Annotated in this window: 25 protein-coding genes; 14 read left to right on the forward strand and 11 right to left on the reverse strand. The window is 41.2% G+C overall.

The annotated features are described in order from the left end of the window. Positions 1-89 precede the first annotated feature (89 nt). The gene (locus tag HR060_RS06330; RefSeq protein ID WP_174199444.1) at positions 90-1,478 is read right to left on the reverse strand and encodes a DUF4397 domain-containing protein; all 1,389 of its coding nucleotides are present in this window, start codon (positions 1,476-1,478) and stop codon (positions 90-92) included. Between the two features lie 111 nt (positions 1,479-1,589). Here HR060_RS06330 and HR060_RS06335 point away from each other — a divergent pair, with 111 nt between their 5' ends. Together HR060_RS06335 and HR060_RS06340 are read left to right on the forward strand one after the other, a co-directional pair. Next, a complete protein-coding gene (locus HR060_RS06335) occupies positions 1,590-2,051 on the forward strand; it encodes a Fur family transcriptional regulator (RefSeq protein WP_174199445.1) in 462 nt (153 codons plus the stop codon). Further along, the gene (locus tag HR060_RS06340) at positions 2,044-2,280 is read left to right on the forward strand and encodes a hypothetical protein (RefSeq protein ID WP_174199446.1); all 237 of its coding nucleotides are present in this window, start codon (positions 2,044-2,046) and stop codon (positions 2,278-2,280) included. The genes HR060_RS06335 and HR060_RS06340 overlap by 8 nt, the downstream gene beginning before the upstream one ends. Before the next feature lie 34 nt (positions 2,281-2,314). On the opposite strand, the gene HR060_RS06345 is transcribed toward HR060_RS06340, so the two are convergent. Then, entirely contained in the window at positions 2,315-2,983 is a 669-nt protein-coding gene (locus HR060_RS06345) for a flavin reductase family protein (protein ID WP_174199447.1), read from the reverse strand. 77 nt (positions 2,984-3,060) lie between these two features. Between HR060_RS06345 and HR060_RS06350 the strand changes: the two genes are divergently transcribed. Beyond that, a complete protein-coding gene (locus HR060_RS06350; RefSeq protein ID WP_174199448.1) occupies positions 3,061-4,236 on the forward strand; it encodes an MFS transporter in 1,176 nt (391 codons plus the stop codon). Positions 4,237-4,424: 188 nt separating this feature from the next. Next, positions 4,425-5,678, forward strand: coding sequence for a GGDEF domain-containing protein (locus tag HR060_RS06355; RefSeq protein ID WP_174199449.1), 1,254 nt, complete (start codon positions 4,425-4,427; stop codon positions 5,676-5,678). 21 nt (positions 5,679-5,699) lie between these two features. Here HR060_RS06355 and HR060_RS06360 read toward each other — a convergent pair whose 3' ends face one another. Together HR060_RS06360 and bluB are read right to left on the reverse strand one after the other, a co-directional pair. Next, the gene (locus tag HR060_RS06360) at positions 5,700-6,356 is read right to left on the reverse strand and encodes a hypothetical protein (protein WP_174199450.1); all 657 of its coding nucleotides are present in this window, start codon (positions 6,354-6,356) and stop codon (positions 5,700-5,702) included. Between the two features lie 6 nt (positions 6,357-6,362). Beyond that, positions 6,363-7,046 (reverse strand): 5,6-dimethylbenzimidazole synthase, encoded by a 684-nt coding sequence (bluB, locus tag HR060_RS06365; RefSeq protein WP_174199451.1) that lies wholly within the window; start codon positions 7,044-7,046, stop codon positions 6,363-6,365. Between the two features lie 157 nt (positions 7,047-7,203). On the opposite strand from bluB, the gene HR060_RS06370 reads away from it, so the two are divergent. From HR060_RS06370 to HR060_RS06385, 4 genes are read left to right on the forward strand one after another with little or no spacing between them, the layout of a single operon-like run. Next, positions 7,204-7,515 carry an ArsR/SmtB family transcription factor gene (locus HR060_RS06370; protein ID WP_174199452.1) on the forward strand — a complete coding sequence of 104 codons (312 nt, stop codon included), beginning with the start codon at positions 7,204-7,206 and terminating at the stop codon, positions 7,513-7,515. A gap of 22 nt (positions 7,516-7,537) precedes the next feature. Next, positions 7,538-7,957, forward strand: a complete 420-nt coding sequence (locus HR060_RS06375) for a YeeE/YedE family protein (RefSeq protein ID WP_174199453.1) — start codon at positions 7,538-7,540, stop codon at positions 7,955-7,957. 11 nt (positions 7,958-7,968) lie between these two features. Further along, positions 7,969-8,400: a YeeE/YedE family protein gene (locus tag HR060_RS06380; protein WP_174199454.1), complete on the forward strand. Its 432-nt coding sequence runs from the start codon at positions 7,969-7,971 to the stop codon at positions 8,398-8,400. Further along, positions 8,387-8,935, forward strand: coding sequence for a protein tyrosine phosphatase family protein (locus HR060_RS06385; RefSeq protein ID WP_174199455.1), 549 nt, complete (start codon positions 8,387-8,389; stop codon positions 8,933-8,935). Before HR060_RS06380 ends, HR060_RS06385 begins: the two co-directional genes overlap by 14 nt. Positions 8,936-8,982: 47 nt before the next feature. On the opposite strand, the gene HR060_RS06390 is transcribed toward HR060_RS06385, so the two are convergent. The 3 genes from HR060_RS06390 to HR060_RS06400 all read right to left on the reverse strand — a co-directional run bounded on the left by HR060_RS06390 (position 8,983) and on the right by HR060_RS06400 (position 12,304). Then, entirely contained in the window at positions 8,983-9,771 is a 789-nt protein-coding gene (locus tag HR060_RS06390; protein ID WP_174199456.1) for a DUF2884 family protein, read from the reverse strand. Positions 9,772-10,005: 234 nt separating this feature from the next. Further along, positions 10,006-10,548 (reverse strand): Lcl C-terminal domain-containing protein, encoded by a 543-nt coding sequence (locus HR060_RS06395; protein ID WP_174199457.1) that lies wholly within the window; start codon positions 10,546-10,548, stop codon positions 10,006-10,008. A gap of 1 nt (position 10,549) precedes the next feature. Next, complete coding sequence (locus HR060_RS06400) at positions 10,550-12,304, reverse strand: Lcl C-terminal domain-containing protein (RefSeq protein WP_174199458.1); 1,755 nt, start codon at positions 12,302-12,304, stop codon at positions 10,550-10,552. A gap of 173 nt (positions 12,305-12,477) precedes the next feature. Here HR060_RS06400 and tcdA point away from each other — a divergent pair, with 173 nt between their 5' ends. Both tcdA and prmA read left to right on the forward strand, forming a co-directional pair. After that, a complete protein-coding gene (tcdA, locus tag HR060_RS06405; RefSeq protein ID WP_174199479.1) occupies positions 12,478-13,266 on the forward strand; it encodes a tRNA cyclic N6-threonylcarbamoyladenosine(37) synthase TcdA in 789 nt (262 codons plus the stop codon). Between the two features lie 22 nt (positions 13,267-13,288). Continuing rightward, positions 13,289-14,167, forward strand: coding sequence for a 50S ribosomal protein L11 methyltransferase (prmA, locus tag HR060_RS06410; RefSeq protein WP_174199459.1), 879 nt, complete (start codon positions 13,289-13,291; stop codon positions 14,165-14,167). 57 nt (positions 14,168-14,224) lie between these two features. Here prmA and HR060_RS06415 read toward each other — a convergent pair whose 3' ends face one another. Beyond that, positions 14,225-14,521 carry a hypothetical protein gene (locus HR060_RS06415; protein WP_174199460.1) on the reverse strand — a complete coding sequence of 99 codons (297 nt, stop codon included), beginning with the start codon at positions 14,519-14,521 and terminating at the stop codon, positions 14,225-14,227. A gap of 157 nt (positions 14,522-14,678) precedes the next feature. Here HR060_RS06415 and arsB point away from each other — a divergent pair, with 157 nt between their 5' ends. Next, a complete protein-coding gene (arsB, locus tag HR060_RS06420) occupies positions 14,679-15,704 on the forward strand; it encodes an ACR3 family arsenite efflux transporter (RefSeq protein WP_174199461.1) in 1,026 nt (341 codons plus the stop codon). An 18-nt stretch (positions 15,705-15,722) separates the two neighbouring features. Then, positions 15,723-16,211 carry a phosphatase domain-containing putative toxin gene (locus HR060_RS06425; protein WP_174199462.1) on the forward strand — a complete coding sequence of 163 codons (489 nt, stop codon included), beginning with the start codon at positions 15,723-15,725 and terminating at the stop codon, positions 16,209-16,211. A gap of 67 nt (positions 16,212-16,278) precedes the next feature. Here the strand turns inward: HR060_RS06425 and ccoG are convergent, their stop codons facing one another. Beyond that, entirely contained in the window at positions 16,279-17,679 is a 1,401-nt protein-coding gene (ccoG, locus tag HR060_RS06430; RefSeq protein WP_174199463.1) for a cytochrome c oxidase accessory protein CcoG, read from the reverse strand. A 142-nt stretch (positions 17,680-17,821) separates the two neighbouring features. Between ccoG and HR060_RS06435 the strand changes: the two genes are divergently transcribed. Further along, on the forward strand, positions 17,822-19,243 hold the full coding sequence (locus tag HR060_RS06435; RefSeq protein WP_343044181.1) for an aminotransferase-like domain-containing protein: 1,422 nt from the start codon (positions 17,822-17,824) through the stop codon (positions 19,241-19,243). Here the strand turns inward: HR060_RS06435 and HR060_RS06440 are convergent. Continuing rightward, on the reverse strand, positions 19,240-19,623 hold the full coding sequence (locus HR060_RS06440) for a hypothetical protein (RefSeq protein ID WP_174199464.1): 384 nt from the start codon (positions 19,621-19,623) through the stop codon (positions 19,240-19,242). The two genes, HR060_RS06435 and HR060_RS06440, sit on opposite strands and share 4 nt — an antisense overlap. Positions 19,624-19,812: 189 nt before the next feature. Between HR060_RS06440 and HR060_RS06445 the strand changes: the two genes are divergently transcribed. After that, the gene (locus tag HR060_RS06445) at positions 19,813-20,235 is read left to right on the forward strand and encodes a hypothetical protein (protein ID WP_174199465.1); all 423 of its coding nucleotides are present in this window, start codon (positions 19,813-19,815) and stop codon (positions 20,233-20,235) included. Positions 20,236-20,344: 109 nt separating this feature from the next. Here the strand turns inward: HR060_RS06445 and HR060_RS06450 are convergent, their stop codons facing one another. Continuing rightward, complete coding sequence (locus HR060_RS06450; RefSeq protein WP_174199466.1) at positions 20,345-21,208, reverse strand: tetratricopeptide repeat protein; 864 nt, start codon at positions 21,206-21,208, stop codon at positions 20,345-20,347.

Consider the following 21,208-nt stretch of genomic DNA (forward strand, 5'->3'; position numbering starts at 1 on the left):
TTTGACTCTATGTTGGGCTTAAGGGTATCAATAAAAAGTGCCGACAGACACCTCACACCAGATCATAGACCTGGATAAGCTACCCAACATTACTCAGAGACAAAATCGTCCATCAGCACTAAATTGCCATTAGCAGGGTCATCAACTGCTAATGCTGAATATATGCCGCTTGCTTCAAGCATAATGATGCCTGTATCAATTGCAGCTGTTTTGGTGTCAGCCAAAGTAACAGTGACATTGTATTCACCCGGAGCTACTCCGACGAACCCGGTCGATGCTTTAAATGGCACGTCTTCCCATAAAGGCATTGCCTCTTCAATGTTGCCATCAGCCGTAACATAGATGTCGACTAATCCGACTGAAGGATGACCGTGTGTGATACGCACTTGTGACTCTGTCGCTATCGCGCGTGCATCATCAACAATGGCGTAATGCTCAAGTGAACCTGCCGCTAGACTACCTACTGCATGTACTGTGTATTTAGTGTCTGCCATCAAATCAAAGTCCGTGCTAATGACAGTCACGTCAGCGCCAGCAGGTTTAGTTTCAACGGTATACATGCCAGCATCGACAGGTACATTTTGTGTGATACCGCGAAATGACAAGTTACTCAACGCATCAACTTTTGCTCCATTTACATAATTATCAACGGCTGGTGCATCAGCGGCTGCATGCACAACGCGAACCCAAGATTGCGTTCTATCATCAATGATAGAGAATGTCGCACCTGCATTAACGGTATTACTTGCATCGTTTACGAGCAACTTAACCGGAGATGTTGGTACGCCAGTGTTAGGTACGGCGGCAACAAATAAATCTGCGCCAGCTGGTAAATCAGGCAATGTGACATCAAAAGCTACCGCGCTGCTATCACCCGGTAGTGTTAAACGAACGCGGTATACACCTGCAGGAACTTCAACTTGGCTAGTGTTTTCGCCGTAGCCAAGTGTAGCAAGTGGCGCGCTTAACTCATCCATTGCGCCTGTAATGTGTAAATCGACCGTTGGTGCTGTTGGTGATGCGTGTAACACTTGTACTCGGATATTACCGTCAGCAGGGTCCGTTTCAGGGTTTGCGATTATTGCGGTTGCTAAAGGCGCATCAGCGTCTCCCACTAAACCATGTGCAAATACCGTGTATTCCATTTGCCCCATTAATTCGACATTGCCTAAATTCAGTACTTGTACCGTAGACATATCCGGTAAAATCGCATCTACCGTTACTGGGTATGAACCTTCTCGTAAGCTGATGAATGCCGAGCCCATCTCGTAATCGACACCAGCCAAACCTGCGATAGTGTCACCCGCAGCATTGACATTAACTTTAGGTGCATTAGATGAGCCATGCACAACCCTCAGGTAAGCTGTTCTTGCTTCTATTTCACCAGGAGTAATGGTGTTAGCATTGTTATCATCATCACAACCAGCGATGACAAAGCCCATCATTACCGATACAATAGGAAGTGTGATTCTTTTCATAATTGTTGCCTCTGTTTTGTGGTTAAGTAGCATTTCTCACTACGGGAGTCTTTTATGAGGGATCACATTTTTTTAACTTTTCTTGTATAAATTTTCGACGAGTTGCTCAGCATGGCAGAAAAAGATTTATCAAATATTATTGAAAAAGCGGTTGCTCAATGCCAAAAATCAGGCACCAAACTAACCGAGAAACGCAAGAATGTTTTGGTGTCTCTAGTGACGTCAGAAACGCCCTTATCTGCTTACGAGCTTGTTGAAAAGTACCGAGAAGATCACGCTGAAGTGATTGCCGCGATGTCCGTTTACCGCATGTTAGATTTCTTAGAAAAAGAAAACCTAGTGCACAAACTAAGCTCAACCAATAAATACGTAGGTTGTGCTCATATCACGTGCTGTCATACCCACCAAATCCCTCAGTTTTTAATTTGCGATAAATGCAATAAAGTCTCAGAAGTTGGCATAGCCAAAGAAATCATTGGCCAGCTAAAAGAAAATGTTGAAAGTTCAGGTTTTCAGCTGCATAGCCAACAACTAGAGCTGCACGGCATCTGTGATAAGTGTCTCGATGATTAATACAATTTTACAACAGGCGCTTGCCAATCAGGGTAGGTTTGAATCGGCCTACGACAAGCAGCTAGATAGAGCAGTAAGAGAGCTGATTAATACACAAATTCAAACCGATAGCGGTCAATATTCTGTAGTGTTTTTTCATCAAGTTGATAAAAAAGCAGATAAAATTTTTATCCAGCTCTCAAAAACTGCTTTAGATAATCAAGACTTGTTGCTCAAAAGTAGCAACTAAGCAGAGTTAAGGCACCTAAGCAGAGGTTTATTATCTATCCAACTTTGTGAATACGGCTGAACTCGCCATTTATGGTCAGCTGACTCAAGGTTTGGTTGGGCTTTGCGTAACTTAAGCGCTCCATACGATGAGTAACGTGATAGCTGTCTAAGCCTGATAATGCGACGGTTTCTAAACCTTCTATGTCTAAGTATCCGTCAGCTTTAATAGCATTCTCAGGCACAAATATATGTTTGATCTCACCAATTACCAATTCAGTGTTGTTAACCGCTAACGTTTGGTTTTCAACTAAACTCAAGCCAATTTTGACCGAACTTTCTGCAACAAACGGCGCCTTAAAATCAGCTAGGTAAGCGGCCTCTAATCCGACTTCATTAAACTCACTCTGCTCTTGTGTGTACTTAGCAGAGCTTTGATGGGCTTGCCGATAAATTTTTTCAGAAACTTGATTGATGGTAAAAATGCCGGTTTCCAAAATATTTTGCAGGCTATGTCTTGGAACTGAGTGGGGCCTGAAGATAAGCCCCATTAAGGGGGGATTAGCCCCCAAATGAAAAACACTTGAAACAATAGCTAAGTTAGTTTGTCCAGTTTTATCACTAGTACCGATTAAATTCGCACTTTTGAAACCTGATAGAGAATTAATCAGCTGAGTGCGATACCTTTTGTCTAACTGCCCGAGAGACTCTCGTGTAAAATGCATATATAAACCTCAAATTCAATTGCCTCTCATTACGTAATGAGTAAGTTAATGGATCTAACACTCAGGCTTTTAAAATCATGACCGAAGCGAAAAAAACCGTCTTTTTATTGGCACTGTGCCAAGCATTAGCGATGACGATCTCACCGATAATTATCTTAATTGCCAGTTTAATCGGCGTTAAATTGGCCAACAACAGCTCATTGGCAACCCTACCTGTTGCGACCATGGTTGTAGGGACAGCATTGGGAACGGTGCCAATGGCGCTATTGATGAGGCAACTCGGCAGGAAAGTCGTTTTCATTGGCGCTGTATCGGTCTGCAGTTTAATGACCTACCTGTTAACCATAGCGTTAAAATTAGAACATTTTGTTTTGTTTTGTATTTTCACAGGCCTTATCGGCTTTTCACTTGCTGGCTTACAACAAATTCGCTTTGCTGCGATTGAAGCAATGGGAGTGGAAAAAGCGGCAACCGCTACTTCCATTATTTTAATTGGTGGAGTTATCGCAGCTTTTTTAGGTCCGGAGCTGGCCATATTGGGCAAAGACTCAACAGATATAGAATTTGAAGGGTCATTTAGACTCGCAGCACTTTGCCTTTTGACTGTCGCTTTACTTTTATTCTTCTACAAACCAAAAACTGTCGAACAATCAAAACAGAGCGGACAAGCAAGAAAACTAACTGATATTTGCCGACAGCCAGGTTTATGGTTAGCTATTGGCAGTGCGAGTATTGGCTTTGCATTAATGTCATACATCATGACAGCTACACCAATTAGTATGCACCATCACAATCAACATAATCTCGTTGATACCAAATGGGTAATACAAACGCATATCGCAGCTATGTTTTTACCGTCTTTATTTGTCCCTATCTTGGTCAAATACATTAGCCTGAACCGACTCATTCTAACCGGATTAGTGCTTTATGCGTTGTGTATTAGCATTGCCTTAAATGGTGTTGCACTGATGCATTACTGGTGGGCATTACTGCTATTGGGTATCGGCTGGAACTTCATGTTTATCGGCGGTACCAGTTTGCTTCCCAACCACTACAAAGCAAATGAAAGCTATAAAGTTCAGGCTTTTAATGACGCTAGTGTTTTTAGCTGCCAAGCCATTGCATCGATATCAGCAGGATGGGTTTTAAACCTTTGGAGTTGGCACACCCTACTCTATTCATGTGTACCTTTTATGCTGATTTTACCGGCATTAATGGTTTGGGTTAAACACAGCTCAAAAAGTCAGGAATAACTTCAAATAGCCCTGTAATGGCCGCCATGTGGAATGCAAATACAAGCTTTAAATTGTATAGATACAAACGAGCCACTAGAGTGTAATTAAAATCGATGCTATAAAAGCACAAATATCAAACGGACTCGTGACTAAAATTGGACAGCGTCGCTTATAAAAAAACGGAAAACCTGTTTTTAGCTGGATTATTGATTATCAGTTTTCTCGCTATTCTTGCCGAGGAATTATTATTAAAGCGCTCGCTAAAGCTCACGCCTGACAGTTCCAATGTGGCTATCTATAACTCTGACGACAGCCGAGTGACCGGAGCGTCACGATCTACATTGAAATATGATGAGAATGGCTTCTTATTAGATTGCCATATCGTTCAATCAAATTATGCTTGGCCTTATTGCTCTATTGTTTTTGATTTTTCCATTCCTGAGACGAGCTCTCAACCTTTTGGTTATGATTTATCCGGCTACAGTGAAGTTGAAATAGAAGTCAGCTACCTTACGCCAGACCATCGTAATTTGGGAGCCCGGTTTCAAAGTAGAAATTTCAACCCTGCTTATAGCCAAATAGGGAATTTCGATAGTCTGAAATTTGGCACGCTAGAATTCTTCCCGGCCAAAGAAGAACAAGTCATTAAATTTAACCTGCAAGATATGAACGTTCCTTCGTGGTGGCTTGGTGCCAATAAAGTCACTCTGAGCCAGTCTCGACCTGAATACGGTGATGTTATTTTATTAGAGGTATCAACCGATTCAACCATCACACCAGGGCACTATCAACTTAGGTTAACGTCGTTAACACTTAAAGGCCGATACCTAGCCGATATCGATCTCTATTTATTAATCTCCTTACTTTGGGTCTGCTGTGGTTTTTTACTGCTAGTGAAAAGATTAAATGTCTTTAAATTTGCATTAATGGAAACACATAAAGAAAAACAGAACCTCAATGAAATCGTAATAAGAGATCAACTAACCGGGTGTTACAACCGAAACGCCTTGGATCAGTTTTTATCGAGCACATCTGAGCAGAGTATCAATACTGAATACTCACTGATTATTTGTGATATCGACCACTTTAAACAAATCAATGATCAATACGGCCACCTCGTTGGCGATCAAGTCTTAACAGAACTCGTAAAATTAGTATCCAGATACCTGACACCAAGCCAAAAGCTAATCCGTTGGGGAGGCGAAGAGTTTATTATTTTATGCCCTAACACCAAAGCTGATAATGCTGTAATACTGGCTCAGAGTATTCGAACTGCAGTTCAACAAGCTACATGGCCAGAACAAATACAATTAACGGCAAGCTTTGGTGTCGCTGAAAAAGAAAGCCAAGAACATCAAAAAGCGTTGATGCACAGAGCGGATTTAGCTTTATACCACTCAAAAAGAACAGGGCGTAACAAAGTGAGTCTAGCGGGTTATGATCAAAGCATAGCGTCTTAAAGGCTGGGGCGTGAACGTGAGTTACCAGCTTTGATATTCAGCAATAATTTGTTGGTAAACAGCGTCCCTTTCACCATCTTCAACTCGCGGATATAAACGACACAAACGAATCGCTTGCGCGAATTTATCCCGACCTAAAAACGCCAAAATTCGAACAAACAGCTTTTCATCGAGAAAGAAGGTTTTGACGGCATATTCAATCGCATTTTCAATTGAATTAAAGCTTTTACCATCAAACTCAAAACTAGGCTCATCTTCAATATCTAAACTTTGACCATCAATGGCCAAAGGCCAACCCTTAAAATCAATTCGACCTTGCATCAGTGTATACATAGGCCAAGCACTGCGTTTAAAGTTTTCAAAGTCCCGACCTTCAAGCTCTACTTCAGCTAATTCTTGTTCAGTCCAGTTAATACCAATATCGAGGATCTTTTTATGCTTTTTTGCCAATTTTTGTTTGATAGCTTTGCGGTAACTCAATATTGAATAAAAACCACTGCGCGTGATCAACTGTCTGCATTCGTGGCAAACGGGTATCGAAAGTGCAGGATGATTAATGTAGCGGATCTCTTGAGCATGACGAGGAAAATCTATATCTGTATATCTGGGTTCACCACAGAACCAACATTGATGTCGGTGCTCAAACGGAATATCTATCAAAGGATAACGATGGGCCATAGCTCGTTATTCTCCACTCTTTACTGAACTTTGTGCTTGCTCATTCTTACCCGACCAAGTTTCAGTATGAATCGCCTGCTTAACATCACGTCTAGACTGCCAAGCTTTGCGTTCAAGTTCAGGTTTATCATGAAATTCAGATACATAGCCAATGCACATATAACCAATGATTTGGATATCATTAGGAATAGCTAACACATCGTGCAATACCTCATCGTGCAAAATACTGACCCAACCTAAACCTAAATTTTCAGCTCTTGCTGCTAACCACATATTTTGTACCGCACATACTGTGCTGTATAAATCCATTTCTGGCTTAATGGTTTTGCCCAGCACAACATCACCTGTGCGACTTCGATCACATGTCACACAAATTCCCAAAGGTGCATCTAAAATGCCTTCAAGTTTTAGCTTTTGATATTGGCTTTTTCTCTGCTCATCAAACATCTCTGCTGACTCTGCATTAGCCTGTTCAAACCCTGCTTTGATTTTGGCGCGCGTTTGCTCATTTTTAATGACGATAAAATCCCAAGGCTGCATAAAACCGACACTTGGAGCATGATGCGCAGCATTTAAAATGCGTTGAATAACGTCATCTTCAATAGGCGTAGCTAAAAATTCACTACGCACATCTCGTCTGGCATATAACACTTGATAAAAAGCATCGCGTGTCGCTTTGTCTATCTTCACTTTTGGTGGTATCCAAATCCAATTTTGTCGGCATTATGCAGTTAACCACTCGAGCTATCAATCGCAACCACAACATTAGAAAAAACTAATTTAACATTTACTAATTTAGTAAAACCTAATACAAAGAACGTCAGAACCAAAAATAGAGTCAATTCCGATGGATAAAACCAGTGACCTAGAAAAATTAGTACAAAGCGCTGAACAAGCGACCAGTATGTTAAAAGCGATGAGTAATCAAAGTAGGTTAATGATTTTGTGCCGTTTATTAGATAACGAGATGAGTGTTTCGGCACTCAATAAAGATATCCCTTTGAGCCAATCAGCTCTGTCACAGCACCTAGCTGCGCTGAGAAAGGCAGAGTTAGTGAAAACCAGAAGACAAGCGCAAACAATTTATTACCGTTTGGCAGATGATAAGCCGCAAAAAATCATTGCCGTATTAAAGCAATGCTTTTGTCCTGATATTTGATAAACATATAAAAGGTTGAATTATGCAAACCTATTACCCTGCTCTATTTGGAGGCATTTTAATTGGCTTATCTGCATTACTGCTGATGTTTAGCATAGGTCGTATTGCAGGTATCAGCGGGATAAGTTTTACCGCTATCCAGTCACTTACTCGTCGACCAAAAACAAGTCACTGGCGATGGTACTTTTTAGCAGGCTTAATACTGGCAACGCTAATAACGCAATTTGTATTTGAACTGCCTATCCCAACTATCGATCGCACTAGCCCGGTGATTATAGTCGCAGGCTTGTTAGTAGGCTTTGGAACGCACCTGGGTTCAGGCTGTACCAGTGGTCACGGCATTTGCGGCATCAGCAGATTATCTATTCGTTCAATCACCGCCACGGGTATTTTTATGCTAGTTGCTATGATCACCGTCTACATCACTCAATATATTGTTTAATTAAAATTCATATGCTTAAAAATATTTTAGTGCTTTTTTCAGGCCTGTTATTTGGTTGTGGCTTAATAGTTTCAGGCATGGCAGATGTTGATAATGTTATTGGCTTTTTAGATATCTTTGGCAATTGGCAACCGAATTTAATATTGGTTATGGCAGGGGCATTAGTAACAACTGCAATCGGCTATCAATTTATCTTTAAAAAGTCTAAACCACTATATAGTGAGCACTATCATTTACCGAAGAAAAAACAAATTGATGCACCACTTGTAATTGGAGCTAGCTGTTTTGGTGTCGGCTGGGGATTAGTGGGCTATTGCCCTGGTCCTGCCATCGCTTCGCTGGGTAACCTAGATGTTCAAACTTTACTCTTTGTATTTGCGATGTTTTTTGGCATGATGGTTTCACACCAGTTACAGAAAGTAGCGTTTAATGATGAAAATTAATTCAAAATTAGCCATTACAGGCCTAATGCTAAGTACTTTATCAGGTCTTCCTACTATGAGCTTTGCTGACAATCATTCAAAAACTCCGTCAAGACCACTACAATTAGAGGCAGTTAACCTGCATCAACCTATTCCCGGTGTTTATTCCGCAGGGCAGCTCACTCAAAGTGACTTAACTAAGTTAAAGCATTCAGACGTTAAACTGATCATTAACCTGCGTCCAACGAGTGAAGCGAATACTTATGATGAAAGTAGTTTTTCAAACGCCATAGGTATTGAATACCTCAATATTCCCATAGCCAGTGCAGCAGATATTAACTTTGCTAATGCCGATAAATTACAGCAAGCGCTGGAGCAAGCTAAAGGTGATGTGGTTGTTCACTGTGCCAGTGGTAATCGCGTAGGCGCGCTATTTGCTCTCAATGCATTCAAGCAAGGTAAAACAATAGAACAGTCCGTTGCTTTTGGTAAAACAGCTGGACTAACCCGCCTTGAACCCGTTGTAAAACAGGTACTGCAAGATTCAAATAAATAGGCAAAAAAGGCGCTATAAGCGCCTTTTTTAATGGATATGATTACAAGTTAAATATGCTTGATAGCATTGAAGGACTCTAATTCAGGAATATTCTGCTGCAGTCTTAGCTCAAGTTGGTCCAGCTCAATTAACTTCTCACAAAATGCTTTAGATTGCTGGTCTAAACTACCTGACTCTTTTTCTAATTCAACAAATACATCTTCAGATAATTTTTCCATTCGAGATGAAAAGTCGCGCATTTTAGCTTTAAAGTCTTTGGTGTTGGTGTCATCGATAACAGCACTAACAAATCGATTAAAACTATCTAATAATGCTTTTTGAATTTCGTTAGACACTTGGCGATGAATAATCTCTCTTAAATCATCGATGCGCTGCGGGCCAAGATAAAAGTGGTTTTCTCTGTGATTAAACTTTTCTGCCATGCGCATGACAACATGCTTTAGCTGACCGCGGATGCGTTCATGATTTTCAGAACCTCTACCGTGTAAACCAATTGCCAGTTGCTCAACGTGTTCTGTCACTAACATGGTGCCATCCATCACCAAATCAATATATTGCGGCATATCCTGCTGCATACTTTTGATATAAAGTTTTACCAACTGGCGCTGACGTTCGTCTAATGGCAGTACTTCGCCTTTAATAATGACTTGATCAGGTTTATTGAACTGGACTTTAGTTCTGTGATTATCCAAATAGCGGATATGTTTATCAGTAATAATGATGCCAAGTTGGATGTCTGTCTGACAGCTTTTGTCACTGAGCACCGCTAACGCAGACCCCGAGAACAACAGATTTAACAGAGCCAAACAGCCCATTACAAAAGTAGAATTTTTCATTGAATTAAACTTCAAGCTAACACATGGCGATCTTAGTCGCTGTTTTTATTTTTCGGCAATGAGTTTGCGTTCAATACAAAGCATTTATCGGTTAAGTGGCAGATATCTAACACTTTCTACCGCTTCAATTACAAAAAAGGCACTTAGTATATAAGTGCCTTTTGAACGTTCGCGTAATGTAGCAAATCTGTTTACTGAGTGTAAACCTTTGACGTTCGATAATGTGATCCAGTTCTATAACTTTCTGACAAGACGAACAAACGAATAGGTTGTTTTTACCGTAAAGTTATTGCTACCTTCAGTAAAATTGACGGCCCAAACTTGATCGCCAATTAAGCCACCATTACCGTCACTGTTGATAACAGGAGTACTCGACCAGTACTTTTCACTCAATGAATCAACAAACACTTCTGCATTTAATGCAGGCGCTTCACATTGTCTTTCAATAATCGACATCAACTCTTTAATATTGGGTAAACGCCAATTGCTAAAGTTGGCATATTCAGAGTCTTGGGCAGCAATTAATGCTTCTGACCAAGTATAAGCTTGCGCTGTTCCCGTGCAGGTATTATTGGCCTTATCCCAAGCCATACCTAAAGTACACATATGCCAACTTAGCCCGGTTTTTTCATCAGTAGCAATACCATTTTCACTGTCTATTGTGTATTGGCTTGTTGGGGTACTTGCGCTAACAATGCTGCTATAACACACTGGTGCAGAGAAAACAGGCGCACTTAAAAAAGCACACCCCAAAATAAGTGATTTTACAGTTTTCATTTTAATTTCCTCTCACTAGCAGAACGCGAGCTTGGCTCGATTTGGCAATAGCGGCTTCATTACCTGTTGTGGTATCAATGGCCCAGACATTATTGGCTGCACTTGAAATACCAAATACACTCGGTTGCGCACTCCAATACAAAAAAGATGATGAAGCGTGCTGTGCCCAAAGCTCTTCATCATTGCTATCTCTGGCAAATTTATCGCTCAAACGACCATAATTAAGAATGGATGCTAATTCTGAAACTGTCGGTAAACGCCAGTCATTCGCACCACATAACCCCTGGCCGTTAACAGCATTGAGATAAGCAGCGGTATCACAGCTTGTTAAAATATTTGCTTCCATTGTGCACACACCGCCATTTTGTGTCCCTTCAATACCGCCATTAGTTTCAGTCACAGCACTAAACCATGAAAAACTACTGTTATAAGCGCGGTATCCCGAGACGGCTTTAACTTCCCAAATCAGTCCTGTGACATTATCTCTGAAACAACTTGCCGTACCTGAAGCAATCTCGTCGCCATTTTGATCTAGACGGGTAAAATCAAAGCCTAGTTCACCCGTTCCTGTTTTCGATAGGCTGCCTGATGTTGCAGCAACATCACGGCCGTTTTCGGCATCTTGATTAGGGAAGCTCGCCAATGAACAAGCGGCCTGATTACTACTCGATGTAGCACAATTAGTTATGCCAGTATCATTCATACCATCAAAAGCTGAGATAGAAAGGACACTGATTTTAACGGAATCTTGGGTACTCCCATTGTCATTCCAGCCTGTCAGTTGGAAAGTTAAATCTGTCGTTTCATCCACTCTTGGTGCGTTAAAGCGAGCAACTTTTTGTTGGGCATTTTCAATGTTCACAACCACATTACCCGATGTTTGTTGCCATAGATGAGTGGTCGCATTGGTTCCACCAGAAAGCGTCACCACCTGCCCTTCATAAACGACTTGGTCAATGCCCGCATCAACCGTTGGCTTTGATTCACTAGCAGGATTGATATCAACTAGAACCAAAGATTGATCAATTAACCCAGTGGTATCGGTCACTGTAAGCGTAAAACGAATGCTCGCTGGCGAAGAACTCAAGTTTAACAATTCATTTTTAGCGATAACTGCTAATGCAGGAAGTGTTGTTTGACTCGTATCAAATGTGCGGTAAATACCATCTTCGGGTAAACCCGATATGTCACTACCCGAAATTTGTTCAACCGTTAGGATACTTGACTGCACTTGTGTGCCATCTTCACCATCGGTCCAATTTGCAGATAATGAAAAAGACTCACCAGAGTCGACCGTAATTTGTTGCTCTTCTGTACCATTTGGATTGAGCTCTGAAATTGGTGGGGTCGAAATGGTTGAAACAATAATATTCATTTGGTCGGTGGCTGAATTACCCGCACTATCAGTGGCTGAAACGGTAATTAACAGTTCAACATTGGTACTCAGCTCAGGTGCGGTGAGCTCTACTTCTTCACCTTCGTTCGACGATAACGCACTGGCATAAGTGCTCGGCTGAATGGTCCAGTTGTAATTAAACGGCGTGTTAGCACCTTCACCAAAGGCCTTAATGGTTACAGTACTGCCTTCAGCAACGGTTAGATCGGGGCCAAGCGAGACAGAAAATGCCGTTGGCGGCGGATTATTTCCGCCTGAGCTCGAACCAGAGCCACCAAGAGAACCGCCACAACCGACGAGGCTTCCAAGTAGCGCTATGATTAAAATTGTGGGTATAAAGCTTAGCTTCAGTGATTTCATATACTTTATTCACCTAGTCAAAATTATGTCTTTTCATCAAGAATAAACTTGTTAGTGTGAATCAAAGCAAATTTCAGACCAATAAATTAAAGCACGGTGTTTACGCTTTAACTCTGGGCGTTAAAGCCGCTTTTTGCTATACTCCGCGCCACTTTTAACAACACAATCAGATGATGCGAACAGATACTTTCGATAATCGTTTTGGTGGTACCCAGCGCCTTTATGGCAGCCAAGGTATTGAGCAATTAAAACAAGCCCATGTCGCCGTTGTAGGTATGGGTGGCGTCGGCTCTTGGATAGTAGAAGCCCTAGCAAGAACGGCTATTGGTGAACTCACACTTTTCGATTTAGATGATATTTGTGTATCAAATACCAATCGTCAAATTCATGCTCATACGGGTAACTTTGGCAAAGACAAAGTAGAAGCTATGGTTGAAAGGGTTAAACTCATTAACCCTGAATGCAAGGTCAACGCCGTTGAAGACTTTGTAACTACTTCTAATGTCCGCGAGGTATTATCAACTAACTTTGATTATTTAATTGATGCAACAGACAGTGTGCAAGCAAAAGCGGGAATGATTGCCTGGTGTAAGCGCAATAAAGTTAAAGTCATCACAATTGGTGGTGCCGGTGGTCAAATCGACCCAAGCCAGATCCAAATTGGTGATTTAGCAAAAACCATTCAAGATCCCCTACTGGCCAAAGTGCGCAATCAATTACGTCGCGATTATAATTTTAGTAAAAACCCCAAACGCAAATTTGGGGTCGAAGCCATCTTCTCAACAGAGCAATTAAAATATCCAGCAAGTGATGGGCAGGTTTGTTTGCAAAAACCTGCGCAAGGTGAAGGGCCTGCCAAGCTCGATTGTGCCACTGGCTTTGGCGCTTCGACGGTTGTCACCGCCACTTTTGGTTTTTTTGCTGCCAGTCGCGTTATTAACAAAATTTCAGGCTTAGCCTGAGTACTTCAATAGAGAAAATACCATGTCTTGGATTCAAATTCGTTATACCACTGACAAAGAATCAGCAGAAGCAATTTCTGATCATATGACAGGAACAGGCGCTGCAGCTGTGACCTTTTTAGATGCAGCAGACACACCTATTTACGAACCCTTACCAGGAGACTTTTTTCTCTGGGAAGCGACAACCGTAATGGGTTTATACCCAGCTGACATTGATACTGACAAGGTATTAAAACGCCTAAAAAATGCCAAAGCGGGCAATAAAGGCTTTTACAAAGTAGAACAATTAGAAGACAAAGACTGGGTACGCGAGTGGATGGATAGCTTCCAACCTATGCAATTTGGTAAGCGCTTGTGGATATGCCCGAGCTGGCGAGATGTTCCCGATTCAACAGCCGTTAATGTAATGCTCGACCCGGGGTTAGCTTTTGGTACTGGCACACACCCAACAACAAGCTTATGTCTTCGTTGGCTAGATGAAAATATCTCCTCAGATCAAACCGTGGTCGACTTTGGTTGTGGCTCAGGTATTTTAGCGATTGCAGCTTTAAAGCTTGGAGCCAAGCGCACTATTGGTATTGATATCGATCCACAAGCGATTGTGGCGACAGAAGAAAACGCTAAACGCAATAATGTCGAGAAGCAAATTGAGCTGTTCTTACCAAAAGACCAACCTGAAATAGAAGCAGATGTGGTAGTGGCAAACATATTAGCGGCTCCACTGCGCGAGTTATCAGAAGTGATCACCGCCTTTGTTAAGCCAGGTGGAAAGCTGGCACTATCGGGTATTTTAGATACTCAAGCCGAAGAAATAGTAGAGATATACAGTCAGTGGTTTGACATGGACCCTGTGGCAAACGAAGAAGAATGGTGTCGTGTCTCAGGTACACGTAAACAATAGCATGGTATAAAACGGAGTATTTACTCCGTTTTTTATTGTCAAAATAAGCCAAGCGAATTAATGCACTAAACCGTTTCGTTTTAAACCCCTTCTGACATTTTTGCATAACTTGCCGAGTCGGCTAAGTTCACCTAATAAGGGGGTTTCTCCTGCTTGTAGCTTTAATTCCCAATCAGTTAATTCAGTATCAACCAGCTCGAGTAATTTTTTAGGGCAGCCAACACAGGAAATACCACAAATATTAGCTTGTGGTTCATTGAACGGAAAATCAGCCCGCACTGCTAAAATCAATGATTGCATGGCAGAGACAATATCAGGCTTTTGCCCTTTTTTACCCTTTGTTAATTCAGTCATCAGATTTACCCATTTAGCAGAGATAATCCGTTAGAGAGTCACTTTACTCAGCAGTTCCCTTTGTTAAACAAGAAATAGGTTAAGTTGTGTTAAATACATATGGAAATCATTATATCCATAACTATAATGTCGCCAAGCTTAAGAATTGGTAAACGTTATGGGATTATTTGAACGCTATTTATCTGTTTGGGTTGCGCTTGCAATCGCTTTAGGTGTCGGACTGGGTTTAGCCATTCCTAATGCTTTTGCCCTTATCGCAAATGTTGAGTACGCCCATGTTAACTTAGTCGTTGCCTTGCTTATTTGGGTGATGATTTACCCCATGATGGTACAAATAGATTTTTCAGCCATTAAAGATGTAGGGAAAAACCCAAAAGGCCTAATACTGACCGTCATAGTCAATTGGCTGGTCAAACCTTTTTCAATGGCCGCGTTGGGCTGGCTGTTCTTTAATACCCTATTTGCTGACTTAGTCAGCCCCGAAACGGCAGAGCAATACATAGCAGGGATGATTTTACTCGGTGTCGCGCCTTGTACTGCCATGGTCTTTGTCTGGTCACATTTAACCAAAGGCGATGCTAACTACACACTGATTCAGGTATCCGTCAACGATGTGATCATGATCTTCGCTTTTGCGCCTATTACCGCTTTTCTATTAGGTGTTTCTGATATTCAAATTCCTTGGCAAACACTACTCATTTCTGTCGTTTTATACGTACTACTGCCATTAATTGCAGGTGTCATCACCCGACAAAAGCTCAACAATCAAGCGAAAAATATCGATAGTCTGTTAGCCAAACTCAAACCGTTTTCGGTGATAGGTTTATTAGCTACCGTCGTTTTACTATTCGGCTTTCAAGCAGAAACGATTATCGCTAAACCACAAGATATATTACTGATTGCCATTCCATTGTTGATTCAAACCTATGGTATTTTTGCCATTGCCTACTACGCCGCACTTAAGCTCAAGCTAAAGCACAATGTGGCAGGCCCTGCTTGTCTTATTGGCACCTCGAACTTCTTTGAATTGGCGGTAGCTGTGGCTATTTCACTATTTGGCCTGCATTCAGGTGCAGCCCTTGCCACGGTTGTAGGTGTGTTAGTTGAAGTACCTGTCATGCTCTCTTTGGTATATCTAGTCAATAAAACCAAACCTTATTTCGATAAACAAGTTAATCCGTAGATAAAAAAAGGACGCGCCATGTTACAACATCCCTACGACACGCTCAGCTTAGATATGGGAGCTAAGTTAATTTTCACGCCTTGTCCAGGCACCAAAACGGTAGAGCTAGTGGACTCACTAGAACAATTAAAACAAGCTGGCGCCGATGCGGTATTGAGTTTGATGTTTCAAAATGAACTTGAAAAAAATGGTGCGGGTTCGATTAAACAAGCATGTCAAGAGCAGTCACTTGCTTGGTTCCAATTACCAATCAGTGATGATGCCGCGCCCGATCACAATTTTGAACAAGCGTGGAGTGAACACAAAGACGCCATTCTTGCTATCGTCAAAAACCGTGGCGGTTTAGCGTTGCATTGTAAAGGCGGCTCAGGCAGAACAGGCTTAGTGATTGCTATCATCATGAATGCATTGGGCATAGAAAAAGATGAGTGTATTAGCAAAGTACAAGCTATCAGACCGAACTCAATGAAAAACCTAAGCCAACGAATTTATTTTGAGTCGTTCTAAAAGCAAAAATCAAAACAGTCAGCTGTGCACCACACCTGACTGTTTTGAACCAGTGCAAATTTAACGACTACCAAGCATCATTACTCTGATAAAAGCTCACTGCTTTGTTAAACCTTTCATCGGTCGCAATATCGGTTATCACCAATTCGATGTCTTTAAATGGACTGTCTAAATTACCAAGTCGATTTTTATTTTTATCGACCACAGCAATGACGTGCGTTTGCAATTGACCAGGTTCAACGGTAAACACCTTATCCCCCGCAATTTCAATACCCAACATCTTATCTGTAGTGATTTGATATTCCTTAACTTGTTGAGTTTTATTCAAGGTTTTAATGATATAAGTATTTTCGACATCGCCTTGAGTATTGATGCGATATAAAGCTTGTCTGTCTCTGAGTACATTCACCTCTGAGCTATCTCTAAACTCAAACCAAGTCAGCATAAAGACAAAAGACAAACAAGCGAGCGAACCATAAACGTGATTAAAACTAAAACCCAAGGCCTGTTTTTGTTCTGCTTTGTAGCTAATCAGCCCCTTTGCATAATTAAATTTAGCCATCACGCCGTCACACGCATCTGCGCACAAGCCACAGTTAATACACTCGTATTGCAACCCATTACGGATATCAATACCAACCGGGCAAACTTGAACACATAAATTACAATCGACACAATCGCCCTTACCTTCGGGTTTGGCTTGGTTCATTTTCCTTGGACCACGCCCTTCACCTCGCGCAGTGTCATAAGTCATCAAGGTTGTCGTTTTAACAAAAAATGCAGATTGAAAACGCGCATAGGGACACATGTGCAAACACATTTTATCTTTTATCCAACCGGCATTGATGTAGGTACACACTGCAAAAAAATAGACCCAGGCCTGTACTAAAAAGCTAGACTGCATGTTGATAAAATCGATATACAGGCTTTTTGCCGGTATAAAATAAGACATAAAAACCAGTGCAGTTAACAGTGATAAGTTAAGCCACAACACATGTTTGATGCTTTTTTTTGCCCATTTATTGATTGAATCCGGCGCTTTATCTAACGCTTTACTTTGATTGTGTGTCCCTTCTACCCGTCTTTCTATCCAATTGAACATCAACATCCAAATCGTTTGCGGGCAAGTATAACCACACCAAATACGACCGTATAAACGCGTGATATAAAACAACAAGAACGCAGAGAAAATAAATAACCACATAAACAGCGTGAAATCTTGTGGGAATAACACCAGTGAGAAAAATCGAAATTGCTGCTGGCCCACGTCAAATAAAATGGCTTGCTGACCATTAAACTCGATCCATGGTAGTAAGATGAACACCAACATTAATAAGCTTGATAAGTACCGCCTAATTCGTTGAAACAAACCTTTTTGTTCGCGAAAGTAGATCTTACCTTCACGAGGTTTATCGATATGGGACGTTTGGAAAATAACCGCTTGATTGCTATCTTTGGTTTTACTCATCAGTTACCACTACCTAATTTTGGTTAGCTTGTCAGGCTAACAATTCTCCGATGGCATGAAGTGTAAAACCAAGAATCTGTCATTTATATATACAAAAATATAAATTATTATAGGTACAGTTCATTCGTATCTGGGGTTAGCTATCAAACAATTTCTCTATCAACAATTAGCCAATCAGCTGAAGAGTCAAATTCAGGATCACATCTGGCAAGCGGATGAAAAACTGCCATCCATTCGTGTTTTAAGTGACAGGCATAAGATTTCTAAAATCTCAGTGCAAAAAGCACTGCAAGAGTTAGAAGCGATGGGGCTCATTCATGCTAAGCCAAGATCAGGCTATTACGTAGCAAAGCAAGCCACTGCAAAAGTCAGCGAATTTACCCAACCGCAAATAGCAGCACCTAGTCTTATCCAAGTACCGGATATTTTCTTAGATATTATGCGCTTAAGTGCTGCTTTTGATATTTACCCTAAAGCGGGTATTGAAATCGACAATCAATCCATTCAATTGTTACACCGACATATCAACCGTGCGATGCGCCAGCATGCCAGTAAAAATGCTCTGTATTATGGCGATCCAACGGGTGACCCGGCATTAAAAAAGCAAATAGCTCAGCACTATCGAGCAAGGAATGTCATTATCGAGCCGGAGGATATATGCATCACAGCAGGCTGTCAAAACAGTTTGTTTTTAGCTTTATCGAGCGTTTGCCAAACAGGCGATACCATTGCAATTGAAAGCCCTGCATTTTATGGCGTTTTACAATTAGCCCAAAGTTTGGGATTAAGGGTTATTGAGATAAGTGCTTCTGCCACTCAAGGTATGGATACAGATATCCTTCAATCGGCATTAGAAATTTGGCCTATCAAAGCCTGTATTGTGACGAGTAACTTTGCCACACCAACGGGTGCATGTATGCCTGCAAAGGCAAAACAAAGCTTGGTTGATTTAGCAAAAGAACATGACTTCACCATTATTGAAGACGATATCTACGGCGATTTAGGTTTTCATGTATTACCCGAGCCCGTTAAAGCAATTGACCGAGATGAACACACGATATTGTGCAGCTCTTTTTCTAAATCTCTGTCCAGAGACTTGCGCATTGGTTGGGTGATTGGGGCCAAGTATCACCAGCAAATCATACACCACAAGTTGGTACATCATTTATCCAGTAACCAAGCTTTACAGCAAGGGTTAGCCAGCTTTATTGCTAACGGCGATTTTAGGCGGCATTTATTGCAATACAGGCAACAATTAAAAAAACAAAGAGATGCCCTAATAGCAGCCATTAACCAATATTGGCAGTTTTCATTTAGTTATACCGTACCGGATGGAGGCTTAGCTATTTGGATAAAATTGGATGAGCCTATCGACACTGTTGAACTATACAAGCGCGCCTTAAAACAAGACATAGTACTCACACCAGGAGCGTTATTCAGTACGAGCCAATCTTATCAAAACTGTTTAAGGCTCAGCTTTGTACATCCTATAGAAGGGGCAAGAAAGCAGGCTTTAACTATGGTCAATCGGTTAGTATTTGAGATGAAAAAGCGAGCTATTTAAGCATTACCAACAACATTGTTGATACGACGAAGCGTGAATACTTCTTTGCTGATAATGTGCTGGTATTCGAAAATAAGCGGGGTAAGTTGTAACACTTGATAAGCTTGATAGTTGTCTTCGTGGGTTAGATCGGCAACGTAATGCTCATCCCCCACCAACTCACTTTTAGTAATGGTAAAGTGAATATCGCCGACTAATCCCCAGTCACCAAACTCAATAACCTGACTGGCCACTTCTCCATCTGCAGTGTGGGTAGTAAAACTAAACTCAAAACTACCATCTTCGCTCAATTCAGCATATTCAGTCTGCTGTTGTGATTGTTCATCCGTGTCGGTGCGGTACCATTTTCCAAATAACATTTCTCGGGCAAATTTTTTCATAACAAAGACGGTATAAAATGGTTATTTTCAATTGAGATTACTTGATAAAGTCTATAATTAGCAAGTCTTTAACAGCGAGTACTACTATTTCATTTCTCACTTTCGGAGCATTATCTTGCAAAAAAGTACGACTTATTTCATTCTCGTTTTGTGTTTTGTTTTTTCTCTTGTAGCGCTACTGCCGATAAAATGGCAAATCGCACCATTGCACTTGCAGGTAAAGCAATCAAAGCGGACCTACCTAAATCGATGACAATCAAAATGCTCGAGCAAAAACTGCCAATACAGCATTATGATGTGCTCGAGCCCTGGAATAACCAGGTCAGTCGTTTTAGTGGTTTTTTACTATCAGACATTGCCGCAGAACTTGGCACGAATAAAGTCAGTCAAATCACATTAACGGCCATCGACAACTACCAAGTAACGTATCGTGCTAGTGAGTGGCAACAAGAAATCATCTTACTGGCCAGTAAAGAAGAAGGTAAAGCCATTCCAATTGGTACTAAAGGCCAACTGAGAACAGTTTACCCTGCCAATGAAATGAACTACCAACAAGACCCCACCGCATTTAGTAAATGGATGTGGGTGGTCAAACGCATTGAGCTAAATTAAGTTCGCAATTAGCGACCGATAATCGCTTAAATTGCCCCAACGAGTGTATCGATTTTAGTTTTATCCGTGGTATTCAAATGCTGGTTAACAAATTAACCAGCATCAACTTTTAGGTCACAGTTGAGAAAAAGGCGATTAATCCTCCCATTAAGATCAGCCAAAACACGCCCCACATCAAGGTGCCATGTTTCTCAAACGCATTGGTGCGTTGTTGGTAATCACGATAGAAAAACTGTAATTCTTCAGGCAGTGATTTAAGTGCAGCTCGACCTTTTAAACGCTCCAAATCCAGAAAAGATTGAATCGTTCTAAACATGTTTGAGCGCAAAGTTTCTGAGTCTGGTAGCTGTTGCAATGCATTAAACATAGTATCAATGGCCAACTTTCTGTCTTTTAAACCAATATGGCAACGTGCTAAATCGTTCAGTAAAACATAACTATTGGGTGAATACTCCAATGCTTTAACAACGTGCACTTTAGCTTGATAATAGTCTTTCAAAGCTAAACAAATATCCGCCATCACCTCATGACTTTCAGGCTCATCAGGCGCCAGCAACATCATTTGCTCTGCCGATTCTCTCGCTTTGGCAATTAAACCATTTTGCAATCGCGCTTGTGATAAGCGTTTGAGAAAATCAGCATCATCGGGGCACAAAATTACGGCTTGCTCGGCATAGCTTAGTTCACCGACAAAATTCTTTAATGCATGACTCGTTAAGCTTTTTAAATAAAAACCCATTGGATTGTTTGGGTCAACGCTTATCATAGTATCAGCGTGTTTGTCAGCTGCATTAAAGTCATTTAAACCAAGAAAGGCTCTTGCCATCTGATAGTGCAACATCGCATTATCAGGCGCTTTGGCAAGTTGTATTCCAATGACAGGAATAGCCTCTTCGTATCGAGCAAGTTCCAATAAATGATCAGCGCGGGCGTGTTCTGCTCCTGCCTGCTGTTTTTCAACGTCATTATTCAT

Origin of the sequence: Marinifaba aquimaris (assembly GCF_013328345.1) — a bacterium.
GTDB lineage: Bacteria > Pseudomonadota > Gammaproteobacteria > Enterobacterales > Alteromonadaceae > Marinifaba > Marinifaba aquimaris.